The sequence below is a fragment of the Prosthecobacter sp. genome (genome assembly GCF_044236155.1).
In the GTDB taxonomy this organism is placed as follows: Bacteria; Verrucomicrobiota; Verrucomicrobiia; order Verrucomicrobiales; family Verrucomicrobiaceae; genus Prosthecobacter.
This window is the reverse complement of record NZ_JBIIHA010000044.1, coordinates 1-13,370: the sequence shown is the minus strand read 5'-3', so window position 1 is coordinate 13,370 and position 13,370 is coordinate 1. Positions and strand designations below refer to the sequence as shown.

General features: G+C 61.4%; 18 protein-coding genes. 14 read left to right on the top strand and 4 right to left on the bottom strand.

Features of this window, described 5'->3' with window-relative positions; all coding sequences use genetic code 11:
- Positions 1-542 (top strand): GTP-binding protein (locus tag ACILSE_RS22170; RefSeq protein ID WP_395719632.1); only part of this gene is annotated, 542 nt, incomplete at its 5' end.
- 20 nt (positions 543-562) lie between these two features.
- A complete protein-coding gene (gene zigA, locus ACILSE_RS22165; protein WP_395719631.1) occupies positions 563-1,783 on the top strand; it encodes a zinc metallochaperone GTPase ZigA in 1,221 nt (406 codons plus the stop codon).
- A gap of 173 nt (positions 1,784-1,956) precedes the next feature.
- Here zigA (ACILSE_RS22165) and ACILSE_RS22160 read toward each other — a convergent pair whose 3' ends face one another.
- On the bottom strand, positions 1,957-2,124 hold the full coding sequence (locus ACILSE_RS22160) for a metallothionein (protein WP_395719630.1): 168 nt from the start codon (positions 2,122-2,124) through the stop codon (positions 1,957-1,959).
- A gap of 76 nt (positions 2,125-2,200) precedes the next feature.
- Between ACILSE_RS22160 and ACILSE_RS22155 the strand changes: the two genes are divergently transcribed.
- On the top strand, positions 2,201-2,575 hold the full coding sequence (locus tag ACILSE_RS22155; RefSeq protein ID WP_395719629.1) for an ArsR/SmtB family transcription factor: 375 nt from the start codon (positions 2,201-2,203) through the stop codon (positions 2,573-2,575).
- Between the two features lie 145 nt (positions 2,576-2,720).
- On the opposite strand, the gene ACILSE_RS22150 is transcribed toward ACILSE_RS22155, so the two are convergent.
- Both ACILSE_RS22150 and dcd read right to left on the bottom strand, forming a co-directional pair.
- Entirely contained in the window at positions 2,721-3,182 is a 462-nt protein-coding gene (locus ACILSE_RS22150) for a hypothetical protein (RefSeq protein WP_395719628.1), read from the bottom strand.
- 46 nt (positions 3,183-3,228) lie between these two features.
- Positions 3,229-3,813 carry a dCTP deaminase gene (gene dcd / locus ACILSE_RS22145; RefSeq protein WP_395719627.1) on the bottom strand — a complete coding sequence of 195 codons (585 nt, stop codon included), beginning with the start codon at positions 3,811-3,813 and terminating at the stop codon, positions 3,229-3,231.
- Positions 3,814-3,874: 61 nt separating this feature from the next.
- Here dcd and ACILSE_RS22140 point away from each other — a divergent pair, with 61 nt between their 5' ends.
- From ACILSE_RS22140 to ACILSE_RS22090, 11 genes are all read left to right on the top strand, one after another.
- A complete protein-coding gene (locus tag ACILSE_RS22140; RefSeq protein WP_395719626.1) occupies positions 3,875-4,108 on the top strand; it encodes a zinc ribbon domain-containing protein in 234 nt (77 codons plus the stop codon).
- A gap of 16 nt (positions 4,109-4,124) precedes the next feature.
- A complete protein-coding gene (locus tag ACILSE_RS22135) occupies positions 4,125-4,349 on the top strand; it encodes a hypothetical protein (protein ID WP_395719625.1) in 225 nt (74 codons plus the stop codon).
- Positions 4,350-4,397: 48 nt separating this feature from the next.
- The gene (gene zigA / locus ACILSE_RS22130) at positions 4,398-5,678 is read left to right on the top strand and encodes a zinc metallochaperone GTPase ZigA (RefSeq protein WP_395719624.1); all 1,281 of its coding nucleotides are present in this window, start codon (positions 4,398-4,400) and stop codon (positions 5,676-5,678) included.
- A gap of 14 nt (positions 5,679-5,692) precedes the next feature.
- The gene (locus tag ACILSE_RS22125; protein ID WP_395719623.1) at positions 5,693-6,505 is read left to right on the top strand and encodes a hypothetical protein; all 813 of its coding nucleotides are present in this window, start codon (positions 5,693-5,695) and stop codon (positions 6,503-6,505) included.
- 55 nt (positions 6,506-6,560) lie between these two features.
- Positions 6,561-7,160 (top strand): ABC transporter ATP-binding protein, encoded by a 600-nt coding sequence (locus ACILSE_RS22120; RefSeq protein ID WP_395719622.1) that lies wholly within the window; start codon positions 6,561-6,563, stop codon positions 7,158-7,160.
- A complete protein-coding gene (locus tag ACILSE_RS22115; RefSeq protein WP_395719621.1) occupies positions 7,157-8,395 on the top strand; it encodes an ABC transporter permease in 1,239 nt (412 codons plus the stop codon). The genes ACILSE_RS22120 and ACILSE_RS22115 overlap by 4 nt, the downstream gene beginning before the upstream one ends.
- Positions 8,392-10,116 (top strand): DUF3299 domain-containing protein, encoded by a 1,725-nt coding sequence (locus tag ACILSE_RS22110; protein ID WP_395719620.1) that lies wholly within the window; start codon positions 8,392-8,394, stop codon positions 10,114-10,116. Before ACILSE_RS22115 ends, ACILSE_RS22110 begins: the two co-directional genes overlap by 4 nt.
- A complete protein-coding gene (locus ACILSE_RS22105) occupies positions 10,113-10,703 on the top strand; it encodes a DUF3299 domain-containing protein (protein WP_395719619.1) in 591 nt (196 codons plus the stop codon). Before ACILSE_RS22110 ends, ACILSE_RS22105 begins: the two co-directional genes overlap by 4 nt.
- A 3-nt stretch (positions 10,704-10,706) precedes the next feature.
- A complete protein-coding gene (hisI, locus tag ACILSE_RS22100) occupies positions 10,707-11,186 on the top strand; it encodes a phosphoribosyl-AMP cyclohydrolase (protein ID WP_395719618.1) in 480 nt (159 codons plus the stop codon).
- On the top strand, positions 11,183-12,184 hold the full coding sequence (locus ACILSE_RS22095; RefSeq protein WP_395719617.1) for a GTP-binding protein: 1,002 nt from the start codon (positions 11,183-11,185) through the stop codon (positions 12,182-12,184). Before hisI ends, ACILSE_RS22095 begins: the two co-directional genes overlap by 4 nt.
- 65 nt (positions 12,185-12,249) lie before the next feature.
- Complete coding sequence (locus ACILSE_RS22090) at positions 12,250-12,747, top strand: hypothetical protein (RefSeq protein ID WP_395719616.1); 498 nt, start codon at positions 12,250-12,252, stop codon at positions 12,745-12,747.
- A gap of 78 nt (positions 12,748-12,825) precedes the next feature.
- Here the strand turns inward: ACILSE_RS22090 and ACILSE_RS22085 are convergent.
- The coding region (locus ACILSE_RS22085) for a GTP-binding protein (protein ID WP_395719615.1) at positions 12,826-13,370 on the bottom strand (545 nt) is incomplete at its 5' end.

Sequence of the window (13,370 nt, the reverse complement as noted above, 5' to 3'; positions counted from 1 at the left end):
CCGATTTGCTCCACACGGGCGGCTTTGACCTCTCACGAGCCCAAAACCTCGCCAACGACCTGCCCGACGCTGATTTGGGCGAAAGCGAAGCCTACGACATCGGTCACACCGTCGTGCGAGACGAGCGGCCACTGCATCCGCGACGTTTTTGGACCTGCTTCCGCGAGCAGCTCGGCCTCGGCATCCATCGCAGCAAAGGTTTCATGTGGATGGCCTCTCGACCGCGCGAGGTGCTGCTGTGGAATCAAAGCGGCGGCAGCATCGAAATGGAACTCATGGCCTACTGGAAGGCCGAACTGGTGAAGAATCCCGATGGCAAACTGCTCCCACAAGAGATCGCGCAGCTCCGCGAATGGCTCCACGGCACTCATCCGGTCTTTGGCGACCGCATGAACGAACTCACCCTCATCGGCACCGAGCACGACCGCGCCATTTTCATCCGCCACCTGCAAACCTGCTTCTGCACCGACGAAGAAATCCGCCACTGGCAATCCGGCGGCACCTTCGACGATCCCTGGCCGAAAACCCTGCGGCAAGTCTGATCCCCACGCTTTTTCATCTCATGAAACCCAATACAAAACTCCCCGTCACCGTCCTTTCCGGCTTCCTCGGCGCTGGAAAGACCACGTTGCTCAACCACATCCTGCGCAATCGCGAGGGCCGCAAAGTCGCCGTGATCGTCAATGACATGAGCGAGGTCAATGTGGATGCCCAGCTCGTGAAAAGCGGCGATGCCAAACTCTCTCGCACCGAGGAAAAAATGGTCGAGATGAGCAACGGCTGCATCTGCTGCACCCTGCGTGAGGATTTGATGCAGGAAGTCGCCACGCTGGCCAAAGAAGGCCGCTTTGACTCCATCCTCATCGAATCCACCGGCGTCTCCGAGCCTATGCCCGTCGCCGAGACTTTCACCTTCACCGACGACTCCGGCCGCAGCCTCAACGACCTCGCGCAGCTCGACACCATGGTCACCGTCGTCGATGCGCGAAACTTCCTCGACGACTACCACAGCACCGATGACCTCCAGGATCGCGAAATGGGCGTCACAGGCGAAGATGCCCGCAGCATCGCGAATCTGCTCACCGATCAGATCGAGTTCGCCAACGTCATCCTCATCAACAAAACCGATGCCGTCAGCGCCGACGAGCTCGATGAAATCCAAGGCATCGTCCGCGCCTTGAACCCGAAAGCCAAGGTCCACCTCACCCAGCGCAGCGAGGTGCCGCTCGATTCTGTGCTCGACACCGGCCTCTTCGCCATGGCCGAGGCCGAGCAGTCGAAAGGCTGGCTCGACAGCCTCGGCGGTCACACACCGGAGACCGAGGAGTATGGCATCAGCAGCTTTGTTTACCGCACCCGTCGTCCATTTCATCCGCAGCGCTTTCATGACCTACTCGGCCTGCATTGGGAGGGCGTCATCCGTGCGAAGGGCATGTTCTGGCTCGCCACGCGGAACGAAATCGCCGGTTACCTCTCGCAAGCCGGTGTCCTACGCGACACCCGAGCCATGGGCTTCTTCTGGAGCGCCGTCAGCGAATCCGAATGGCCGCAAGACGAGCAAAGCCAGGCCGAAATCCGCTCCCACATCCAAGGCGAACACGGCGACCGCCGAACCGAACTCGTCATCATCGGCCGCGACATGGACAAAGCCGCCCTCACCGCGAAATTCGACGACGCCTTGCTCACCGACGAAGAATTCGCCCAAAGCCCCGAAGCCTGGCGCACGCTGCGCGATCCCTTCCCGCAGTGGCTGCCGAATGAACCGCATGCCCATGCCGCATGAGGTAATTGCCAATCATTCTGCCATCCATCATTTTGCCAATTGCTTGAGCCTCATCACGCCGGTGAATTTGGCAGAATGATGGATGGTAAAATAATTTCAGAGGCAGGCGGAGAACAAAAAAGCCGCGCTGCATGGAGCAGACGCGGCTTTTGATGCACAGCGGATCAGCGGGATCAGCCGTGGCAGTGGCAAGAGTTCTGGCAGCAGCCTTCGCCGGACTTGTGACCATCGGCGCAGGCTTCGCTACAGTAGTCTTTTTCGTTTTTGACGACGTGGTGGCCTGGACGGACTTCGCATTGGCAATCAGGGCAGGCGCATTTGGATGTGGTAGAGGTGCTCATGGCGCTGATATATGAACATACGCTCATAGATTGGTCAATTGCCATTTCTAGCGATCTCCCGACTGTGGCCGGAACCATGAAAAGCCGCCCCAGAAACTCCCACGATGAGGCCGATGTCTGCTCCGAGCATCACGCGCCCTCGGATCACCCGGCGGCAAAACTCCCGCCGCTCACCACGCAGGAGGCGCAGCGCATGGGGGAGTTCTTCACCGTCCTGGCTGATCCCACGCGGCTGCGGCTCGTCTCGCTGCTGGCGGCGGATGAGTTCTGCGTCTGCGATCTGGCGGAGACGCTCGGGATGACGGAGTCCGCCATCTCCCACCAGCTCCGTGCGCTGAGGGCCGGAAGGCTCGTCAGCTACCGCAAGGAGGGCCGTCAGGTCTTTTACCGCCTGCATGACCATCACGTGCTGCAGCTGTATCAGACCGTGCGTGAGCATCTGGAGGAGTAAGCCCCAGAGATTCTGAGCACGCCCTGCGCTGTGTTTCCACATCCAGCGCTTCGCGCACTCGCTTTGCTCGCGGGTTTCCGGGCAGCCCCTCCGCTGGGCACGAACCCACGGCACGGGGTCGGCATACGCCGGGATGAAGCCTATGTCAGGCGTCGGGGTCTTTGGGAATGCTGGGCTGGCCGCCAAAATAGCAAGCCACCAGCAGGACTGCACCCCCGACAAGGCAGCTCAAGGAGTCTGCGGCGACTTGAAATGAGGGCATCCCGGCATGGATGTCGATCCAAAGAAACAGCGGGCCAAATGCCAGATACGCCCAGCCGCAGAATACGATGAGCGGACGGTAACGCACCACATCGCATGACATGAGCCAGAGCAGGACCGCCTGCGCCAGATAGACGCAGGAGGCTCCTGAGGTCATGTAGATGAGCAAAGGCAGGTGAGGTGGTTTACCAAAGCCCAGCAGCACCGAAAACTTTTCCACAGCCATCTGCGGCGCAAAGATCGCTGGTAGTGCAATAAATGAAACCGCAGAGATCACCCGCAGCACCAAGCGCTGGAGTCGTGGGTTGCCTCGGTCGGGTTTTGACATGGATTCAGTTTCGTTCATTGCAGCAGGTTCCGAGGATGACCGCAGTAGTCAAGGCAGCTGCCCCTCACACCTTCGGCAGTGTGATGCGCTGCTTTTGGCCCTGATATTTGCCGGTGCGTTTGCGATACGAGGTGGCGCAGGGCTCACCGCGGAAGAAGAGCATCTGCACGATGCCTTCGTCGGCGTAGATGCGGCAGTCGGCAGCGGAGGAGTTGGAAAATTCGAGGGTGAGATGGCCGCTCCAGCCTGCCTCAGCCGGGGTGACATTCGCGATGATGCCGCAGCGGGCGTAGGTGCTCTTGCCGACACAGATGGCGGTGACATCCGCTGGCAGGCTGAGCTTTTCCACGGCCACGCCGAGGCCGTAGCTGTTCGCAGGCAGGATGAAGTAGCGACCCTGGTCATCGCTTTCGAGCGGCACTTTTTCGAGATTGCGCGGCTGGAAGCGTTTCGGGTCCACGACGGTGCCGGGGATGTGGCGGAAGACTTTGAACTCGCGTGATGAAAGCCGCAGATCATAACCAAAACTGCTCAGGCCATAGGAGAGCACTTGCGGCCCGCCTTTGACCTGGCGCACGAGCTGCGGCTCAAACGGAAGGATCATGCCACGGCGGCCGAGTTCGGTGATTTGCAGGTCATTGAGGATCATGTCGGCGACACTTTTACTGCAACATACTTGCAATACAATCAAAGAGGCTCAACATGCCCCCATGCCCACCTACCTTTACGAAACCCTGCCGCCGACGCCGGAACTCCCGGTGCGGCGTTTTGAGCTAAAGCAGAGCATGCGCGATGCCGCGCTGACGCATGATCCCGAGACCGGCCACCCGGTGCGGCGAGTGCCGCAGGCCAGTTTTTATCTCGGCGGCGTGCGGAGCCTTGCCGTCGCGCCGCTGGAGGGCGGCGGCTGCTGCGGTCCGGGTGGCGGAGCCTGCCATCATTGAATCAACCCACCACGTCATGAACACCTCCTCCGGCTTTCCCACCTCCTATGCGGAGTTTTGCTACCTCATCACGCAGCGCTGCGGCACGGCGCTGACTCGCGCCTACTGCCAGGAACGCATCGCGGCGCTGAATGACAGCTCCATCCCTGCGACAAGCGACTTCGTCAAGACCTATGGCGAGCCCCACTGCCACCAAGTCATCGCCTGGTATGAACAAGCCTCCCGCGAAGCACTCGCCTGATCTAAGCCTTCGTCATTCACCATTCATCATTCGTCATTCTCTCTTCCCATGTCCCGTCTCCCCGTCACCGTTCTCTCTGGCTTTCTCGGCGCTGGCAAAACCACGCTCCTCAATCACGTCCTGAACAATCGCGAAGGCCGACGCGTGGCCGTGATCGTGAATGACATGAGCGAGGTGAACATCGACGCCGCGCTGGTGGCGAACGGCGGTGCCAATCTCTCCCGCACGGAGGAAAAAATCGTCGAGATGAGCAATGGCTGCATCTGCTGCACGCTGCGGGAAGATTTGCTCGTCGAGGTCAACCGCCTGGCCAAAGAAGGCCGCTTTGACTACCTGCTCATCGAGTCCACCGGCATCAGCGAACCGCTGCCTGTGGCCGAGACCTTCACGTTTGAAGGCGAGGACGGAAAGAGCCTCAGCGATATCGCCCGGCTGGATACCATGGTCACCGTGGTCGATGCCAAAAACTTCCTCCACGACTACAACGAGGCCGATTCGCTGCAAAAGCGCGGTCAATCTCTTGGCGAGCAGGATACACGCACAGTGACGGACCTTCTCATCGATCAGATCGAGTTCTGCGATGTCATCGTGCTGAACAAAGTGGACCTCATCAGCGAGGCCGAGCGCACCCTGCTGCGGGAGGCACTCACCAAGCTCAATCCTCGCGCCCGCATCGTGGAGTCGGAGATGGGACGCGTGCCTCTCGGCGAGGTGCTCGACACCGGACGCTTCAGCTTTGAGGAGGCCTCACGCGCCCCCGGCTGGCTGAAGGAGATGCGTGGCGAGCACACGCCGGAGACGGAGGAATACGGCATCTCCAGCATGGCCTACAAATCGCGGAAACCCTTTCACCCGCAGCGCTTCTGGGACTTCCTGCATGAGGAATGGCCCGGCATCATCCGTAGCAAAGGCTACTTCTGGCTCGCCACGCGCATGGGACTGGCGGGCATCTGGAGCCAGGCGGGCGGTCTCGCCACGCATCGCTGTGCGGGCTTCTGGTGGATCAGCGCCCCGAAGTCCGGCTGGCCGCAGCGCATCGAGGATCGCCGCCAGATCCTCGACAACTTCGTGGAGCCCTACGGCGACCGCCGCCAGGAGCTTGTCTTCATCGGCATCGGCCTTGATGTCGCCACGCTCACCGAGAAGCTCGATGCCTGCCTGCTCACCGATGAGGAGTTCGACGCTGGCCCCGGCGAATGGGAGAACCTTCCCGATCCCTTCCCCCGCTGGCAAATCCAGGCCGCCGTGGATGCCCATCACGAGCACGGCCACATCCACGCCGAGGTCCCCGGCCTTGAAGACGAAACGCCCACTCCCTGGCTTCGCTGAAAAACGATCTCGCCATGCTCCATCGTCTTCTCATTCTCCTCCTCGTGTGCGGTCTCGCCGCCTGCAAAAAGGCCCCTGAGGCGGCTCAGATCGTCGTTTGGCCTGAACTGTCCGCTTTTGATGAAATTGCCGCGAAGGCAGAAGGACTCGCGCAGGTGGGCGATGGGGCAGCTTTACGGCAAATGCAGCCTGATGTGGTCAAATTGGGCACCGCAGTGACTCCGGCCACGATTCCGGCGAATGCGAAAAATCCCGCCGGGCTTCAGCAGCCGCTCGCGGACCTCGCGGAACTGCTCACAAAGCTCTCTACGGCTCCGTTGAATGACGACGACCTCAAGACCTACACGCTGGCGCTGCATCCGCTGGTGGCGGTGATGATGACGGAGGCGGGCATGCCTCACATCCATGCGAATGAAGGCCCACATGGTGGCTTCTTCCATCCCGTCTTCGCTGTGGACGGAAAGCAGGCTGCCACGCTCGAAATCAAGCTGCACGATGACGCGGGCGATCTCGAAGTCTGGCTGGTCCAAGGCGGACGCGATGGCCCGCCGCTCGATCTGCCGCTAGATAGCGTGCTGAAGCTCGACCTGCCTGATTTGAAGCGCAGCGTGGAGCTGCGTGTGCGTGACTCCCAGCAAAACGCAGGCGAGGATGGCGTCTCGAATAGCCGTGGTGGGTTGACGAATTACTTCATCTTCCCCGGCGAGACAGGAGCAGATGCCAAGTGGCTCATGGGCACCGCCTTTGCCGCGAAGGCCAGGCTCACACTGCCCGGCGGACACAGCAGCGAAGTCTTTGTTTTGAAGCCGCATGTGCATCATGAATGACGCTGTAATCCATCTTCATAGCCTGCGGCATAGGTTGGCACCTGGTGTGTTTTTCATGCTGGATGAACTGTGTGTGGCTGCGGGAGAATCCGTGGCTCTCACGGGGCCGAGTGGCTGTGGAAAAAGCACGCTGCTCAATCTCATGGCGGGTCTCACGCGCTTCCATGCTGGCAGTGTGAGAGTGCTTGGCACGGAAGTGGGCAGTCTCGGCACGGCGGCGCTGGATCAGCATCGCGGCAGGCACATCGGCATGGTGTTTCAGAGTTTTCATCTGCTCGGCGACTTCACTGCCTTGGAGAATGTGCAGATCGGGCAGCGCTTCTCAGGCCGTGAAGGAGGTGCTGCTGAGATGCTGGCGCGGGTGGGCCTCTCCCACCGGCTGCACACGCGGGCCCGTCGCCTCTCTGTGGGGGAGAGGCAACGTGTCGCCATCGCCCGCGCCTTGGTTGGCAGGCCGGAGATCCTCCTCGCTGATGAACCTACCGGCGCGCTGGATCCGAAAACGGGCCGCCAAGTCTTCGACCTCATGCGTGATCTCGCCCACGAGCACGATGCGACTTTTTTGATGGTCACGCATGATCTGGCCCTGGCCAAAGAGCTGCCGCGCCAGTTCGACTGCTCCACACTCATCCGCAGTGAGGAGGGAGAAGCATGACCCTCCCGCGCATCGCCTGGCGTTATCTCACGGCGCGGCCGTTGGTCACGCTGCTCACGCTGGCGGGCATCGCGCTCGGCGTGGCACTCATCGCGGCGGTGCTCACGCTGCGGCGGGAGACGGAGCGCACGTTTCAAAGAGAGGCTGGGCTCTTCGACCTCGTCGTCGGGGCCAAGGGCAGCCCGCTTCAGCTCACACTCAGCAGCGTCTATCACCTCGACATGCCCACCGGCAATGTGCCGTGGTCGCTGTATGAAAAGCTGAAGACAAATCGCCGCATCGAGACCGCCATCCCCATTGGTCTTGGTGACAATTACCGCGGCTTCCGCATCGTCGGCACGGAGCCGCATTTCTTTGATCTCCAGCATGAGGGGCGTGCTTTTTTCAGCTTTGCCGAAGGTCTTGTCTTCAAAGACGACTTCGAGGTCGTGCTCGGCTCCCAGGTGGCCGGCAGCACAGGACTGAAGATCGGCGATGCCTTCGCAGGCACGCACGGCCTCGTGCAAATGCCCGGCAGCGAGGAGCATGGCGAGTTCCCCTATCGCGTGTGTGGCATCCTCGCGCCCACCGGCACCGCGCAGGACCGCGCCATTTTTGGCACCCTGCGCAGCGTGTGGATCATCCATGACAAGGAGCACAAGCTGCATGCCGCCATTCAAGGCACCGCCAACCGTGCTGAGTCACCGCTGGAGGTCACCGCTGTGCTCATCCGGCTGAAGGCACGCGGCCTGCGCCTCTGGGTGGCGGATGACATCCGCAACAACACCGAGGGCATGCCAGCCATCCCGGTGAATGAAATCCTGCGCCTGTATCAAAGCGTGCTCGACCCCGTGCAAAAGACCCTGCTCGCCGTTGCCGCGCTCGTCGTGGTCGTGTCATGCTTCACCGTGCTCGTCACCCTGCATCAGGCGGTGGAAAGAAGGCGGCGTGATCTCGCCATCATCCGCTGCCTAGGCGGCAGACGCTGGGAGGTGGCCGCGCTCGTCATGCTGGAGGCGGTGTTTCTCACGCTGGGAGGACTCGTCATTGGTTTGCTGCTCGGGCATGGTCTGCTCGCCGCCGCCGCGCCTCTGCTGCGTGATCGGACCGGCCTGCTGATCCAGCCTTGGAGCATGGATGAGGCGGAAATCACCGCGCTGCTCGTCATCGCTGCCGCCGGGCTGCTCTCCGGCCTTTTGCCAGCTCTCTCCAGCTACCGGCGCACACCTACACACGATCTCGGAGTTACCGAATGAGCACGCAGCAGCCCAAATCATCCGCAGCCTTTGCCAGCATCGCCCTGCTGGCACTGCTCCTCGTGCTCGTGTGGCTGGCCCAGCCTTCGGAATCACCGCCGCAGGCATCTACGTCCACAGCACTGCCACCGCTTGCCCTGCCTTCTCTGGCGGAAAATGAGGCCGCAGAGCCGCTGCCGCCCGCCAGCGGTCCGGCCACGCGCATCGACTTCAAGCTGCTCGATGAAACACGCCAGCCGGATGCACGCAAAATGGAGGTTATCTACCCGCCGCAGCTCGAATCGCTTGATGGCCGACTCGTCGAGCTCGTCGCCTTCATGGCTCCGTTTGAGTCGCTGGAGGACATGAGCGAGTGCCTAATGCTCCCGGCCTACGTCGGCTGCTTTTTTTGCGCTCCGCCCAGTTTCACGCAGGTCGTCTTTGTCCGTCAAAAAGACGATGGCAGGCCCAAAAAGCCCTTCATCGAGGCACCATCCCTCGTCACCGGCACGCTGCGCCTGCTGAAGCCCGGCAGCAGCGATCCCGCGCATCAGATGGAGATGCTCTACGTCATCGACCACGCCACCATCGTGCCCTACGAAGGCTCCAACGCCCCCAGCCGAGTGCCAGGCCATTGGCAGAAAGAAAATCCGACCGCAGGCAACGCAGCGCCGCCCACCAAGCTCGATCCCATCCAGCCCGAGGAACTCGTCCCCACCATCGCCAAGCTGCGCGGGCTTGAAATCAAGAAGCCCATCAAGTTCACCACCTACACGCCTGCGGAACTCGAAAGTGCCGTCGAAGTGCGCATCAACTCACGCCGTGCCGCCGGGGGCTGGGCCACGCATCAACGTGTGTGGCAGGCACTCGGCCTCGCGGATGAAGAGCCCGATCTCCGCCTCGTGCTGCGTGGCATCACCCTCCAGCGCACCATTGGCTACAGCAATGCCTCTGGCGATCACATCCGCTACAATGCCGATCTCCAGCTCACGCAGCCCGCCACACGGCTGGAGCTCGTCAAAGTCATCGCCGAGGCTCTGCTGCGGCAAAATCATGATCTCCACCCTCTGGACACAGCGCTGCATGGCGACACGAACACCGATGCCCGGCTGGCCGCTGCCGCCGTGCTCCAGGGAGATCTCATCACCACCGCACGCCTCTTCGCCGCGCATCATCGCCTGCGTGATCCCTCGCCGAATGCCGCCTTCGCCTACTTCGGCGGTTATCCCGCTGCCAAAACCAGCCTTCAGCAGCTTGAGACACTGCCCTGGCTCATGGGGCCGTTCTTCACCGAGCAATTCGCGCCCGATGGCGAGCCGCAATCGCTCGATGCACTGCTGAAAAATCCGCCCGCCACCACCGCCGCCATCATCCATCCCTCCTACCATGCACGCCCGCAGGACTACACGCCTGTCGAAGTGCCCGCGACCTTTGCCGATGCTCTGCACGATGAAAAACCCATCGCCACCGGAGTCCTCGGAGAGGCTGGCATTCTCGTCTGGCTGGAAAACGGCGGCGAGCTAGGCCCGCACATATCCGCTGCCGATGGCTGGCGCGGCGACCGCTACGCCTTCTGGCAGGACGGCACCCTGCTCATCCAAACCCACTGGCTCGATGAAGACGAAGCCGCCGAGTTTCACGAAGCCGCCCTGAAACGTGCAGGCTTCAAAGCCCTGCGCAAAGCCGGAACCAACATCGTGCATCTCATCAGCGGAACTGGAAAAGACACACTCAAACCATGAAACGAACTCTTTTCGCCTTCATCGCCAGTTTCAGCCTCGCCCACGCTCAAGAGCACAAACTGCCTGCGGAATCCAAAGAGGCCAAAAACGCCTACAAACAGGCCAGCGAGCCCACCGAAGCCTTTTTAGCCGATTGGGACTTCTTGAACAAAACCGATGTCATCGTCAGCGACGGAAAAAAAGACGCCACCCTCAACTACCCCGCTGAAATCAAGGCGCTGGATGGCAAACGCGTCGCCATCGTCGGCTTCATGGCCCCGTTTGAGAAGCTGGATGACATGAGCACCTGCATGATCCTGCCCGCCTCCGTCGGCTGCTACTTTTGCAGTCCACCCGCCGTCACCCAGGTCGCACTCATTCAGCAAAAGGGCGAGACCAAGGGCAAGCGTCCCTTCATCAACGAAGCCGTCATCGTCACCGGCACGCTGCGCCTCTTCGCCTTTGCCAGCCAGCACCCGGCGCATCAGGCGGACTTCATGTACGCCCTCGACGATGCCACGGTCGAAGTCTTCACCGGCAAAAACAAACCCCGCCGCGCCGCCGCCCACTTGCCGCCGGATCCGCGCAAACAACCCAAGATTTACTAAACCATGCCCCACACATCCTTCGCCCCACGTCTCACCGTTGAACAAGTCGAAGAAGGCCGCGACCTCGCCCCGAAGTTTGACGCCAGCGGCATCCTGCCTGCCGTCACCACCGATCACGCCACCGGCGAGCTGCTCATGGTCGGATACATGAACGCTGAAGCCCTGCAAAAGACCATCACCACGGGCGAGGCGCATTACTTCAGCCGCAGCCGCCAGGTGCTCTGGCACAAAGGCGCCACCTCCGGCTTCGTGCAAAAAGTGCGCGAGCTGCGCATCGACGATGATCAGGACTGCGTGTGGCTGCGTGTCGAAACCACCGGCGGCGCGAATTGCCACGTCGGCTATCGCTCCTGCTTTTATCGCGCCATTCCCACGGGCGATGACTACGCCGGAGCCGAGGGCTGCCTCAAATGGAAAGAGGAAGGCAAAGTCTTCGATCCCCAGGCGGTGTATGGCGATGCCCCCAACCCCACCAAGCTATGAGCCGCATCCCCATCGTTCTCATCGCCGGATTTCTCGGCGCGGGCAAGACCACCTTTCTCCGCGCTTTGATGGGCGCTTTGAAGGAGCGCAAAGTCGGCTTCAGCGTCGTGGTGAACGACTTTGAAAATGCCGAGATCGACGCCGCGCGGCTGCGTGAGCTCGATGTCGAAGTGCAGGCCATCAACGGCTCCTGCGTCTGCTGCTCCTCGCTGAACGACTTCATGCTCACGCTCGGCACCATTGATGTGCCACGCGGTGGCGTGCTGCTCGTCGAGGCGAACGGCGCGTCCGATTTCATCACGCTCATCGCCGCCATCGCCATGCGTGGCGAGTGCCGTCGCTTCCTTTCGCCATTGCAGGTCAGCATGATCGACGCCGTGCGCTGGCAGAAGCGCCGCAAACACAACTTGCTCGAACAAGAGCAGGTCAAAACCAGCACGCACTGGATGCTCACGCACACCGGCAGCGTCAAAACACCGCGCCTCGCAGGCATCAGCGCCGCTTTGAAAATCCTCACTCCACGCGGCCAGGAGACCGATGTGGAGCGCTTTGCCGATTTCCTGCGACTGCAAAGCGCCACGGCCCGTTTTTCCAAGCCCGAGGCACCCAAAGCCCAGCTTTTCGACGAAGCCACCACGGCCGAGCCGCACGAGCATCACCATCATCACGATGACGAACGTGCCTTCACCTCCATGCGCGTGCCCGTGCCCTTCGTCGTGCAACGCAGCGATCTCGAACGCGTGCTTCGTCATCTGCCCGAGGAGGTCATCCGCGTGAAAGGCCTCTGCCGGCTCGCCGATCTGCCGCAGATTCCTTTTTCCTTCCAGCATGTGCGCCCGGAGGGAGAAACGTGGTTCCTCCCCATGCTCGGCAGCCTCGGCATCATCCCCAGCGGCGTCGTCATCGGCGTGGGCCTGCCCGAAGCCCACATCCACGCCCAATTCGAAGCCCTGCCCAGCGCCGAACTTCGTCCCGACATTCAAGTCTCGGCGGAATGATGGAAGAAGCGCTTTTGCTTCAGAAAATCATTTTGCCATTCATCGTTCTGCCGATTCTACCGCCCATGCCCGCCCCTCGCCGTGAAATCCAAGTCCGCCATGCCGCCGGAGCACCCGAATCCGTCGCCGCTGTCATCCGCACGGAGCGGGAACTCGAAAAACTGATCGCAGGCGAGAGCACCGCCGACACACGACAGATCAGCGCCGTCGTCTCAAAGCTGCACGTCGTCATCGCCGACTATCTCGACTCCGGAAAGTCGCTCAAAATCACGCTCAGCGCCGTCGAGATTCTCTCCGCCGTGGAAGCCGCCATCCGCGAAGCCTGCGGCCAGCCCAGCCCATGGCCCGATGGTGCCGATGCCCGCACCTTTTTCGTCCACGGCCTCTACGACGAGATCATCCAGCAGCCCAGCAACATCTTCGAGACCAAACTCTTCCCCGACGGCACCGAACGCTACATCCCCATCAGCCGCTCGACCTGGAAAGCCTGCCTGGAGAAGCTGCGCGGGCAGATCATCGAAAGCGGACTGAAGATCGCGAAGAAGAGGGCGGGAGCGGATTAATGGAGCGATGGAGTAGTGGAGTGATGTTCCCAATCAACACTCCAGCACTCCAGCACTCCAGTTCTCCATCTCTGCCCCCTACCCCACCTGCCGCAGGGTCTTTGGCCAGGGATCGTCGAAGATGCCGCCGGATTGCCAGTGGCGGATTTCGTCTTCGGTGCAGAAGCAGGTTTGCAGGTGGCGGAGGAAAATGGCGCGGTCGTGCTCGGTGCCGATGATCGTGAGTTCGTTCATGCGATCTCCAAAGACCGGATGGGTGCCGTGGAGCCAGTCACGGAGCTGGGCGATCTCTTGGGGCAGCAGTTTGCCATCGGGATTCTTCACCAGTTCGGCCTTCCAGTAGGCCATGAGTTCCATCTCGATGCTGCCGCCGCTTTGATTCCACAGCAGCACCTCTCGCGGTCGCGAGGCGAGCCAGATGAAACCTTTGCTGCGATGAATGCCGAGGCCGAGATGCTCGCGAAAACAGGTCCAAAAACGTCGCGGATGCAGCGGGCGCTCGTCTCGCACGACGGTGTGACCGATGTCGTAGGCTTCGCTTTCGCCCAAATCAGCGTCGGGCAGGTCGTTGGCGAGGTTTTGGGCTCGTGAGAGGTCAAAGCCGCCCGTGTGGAGCAAATCGG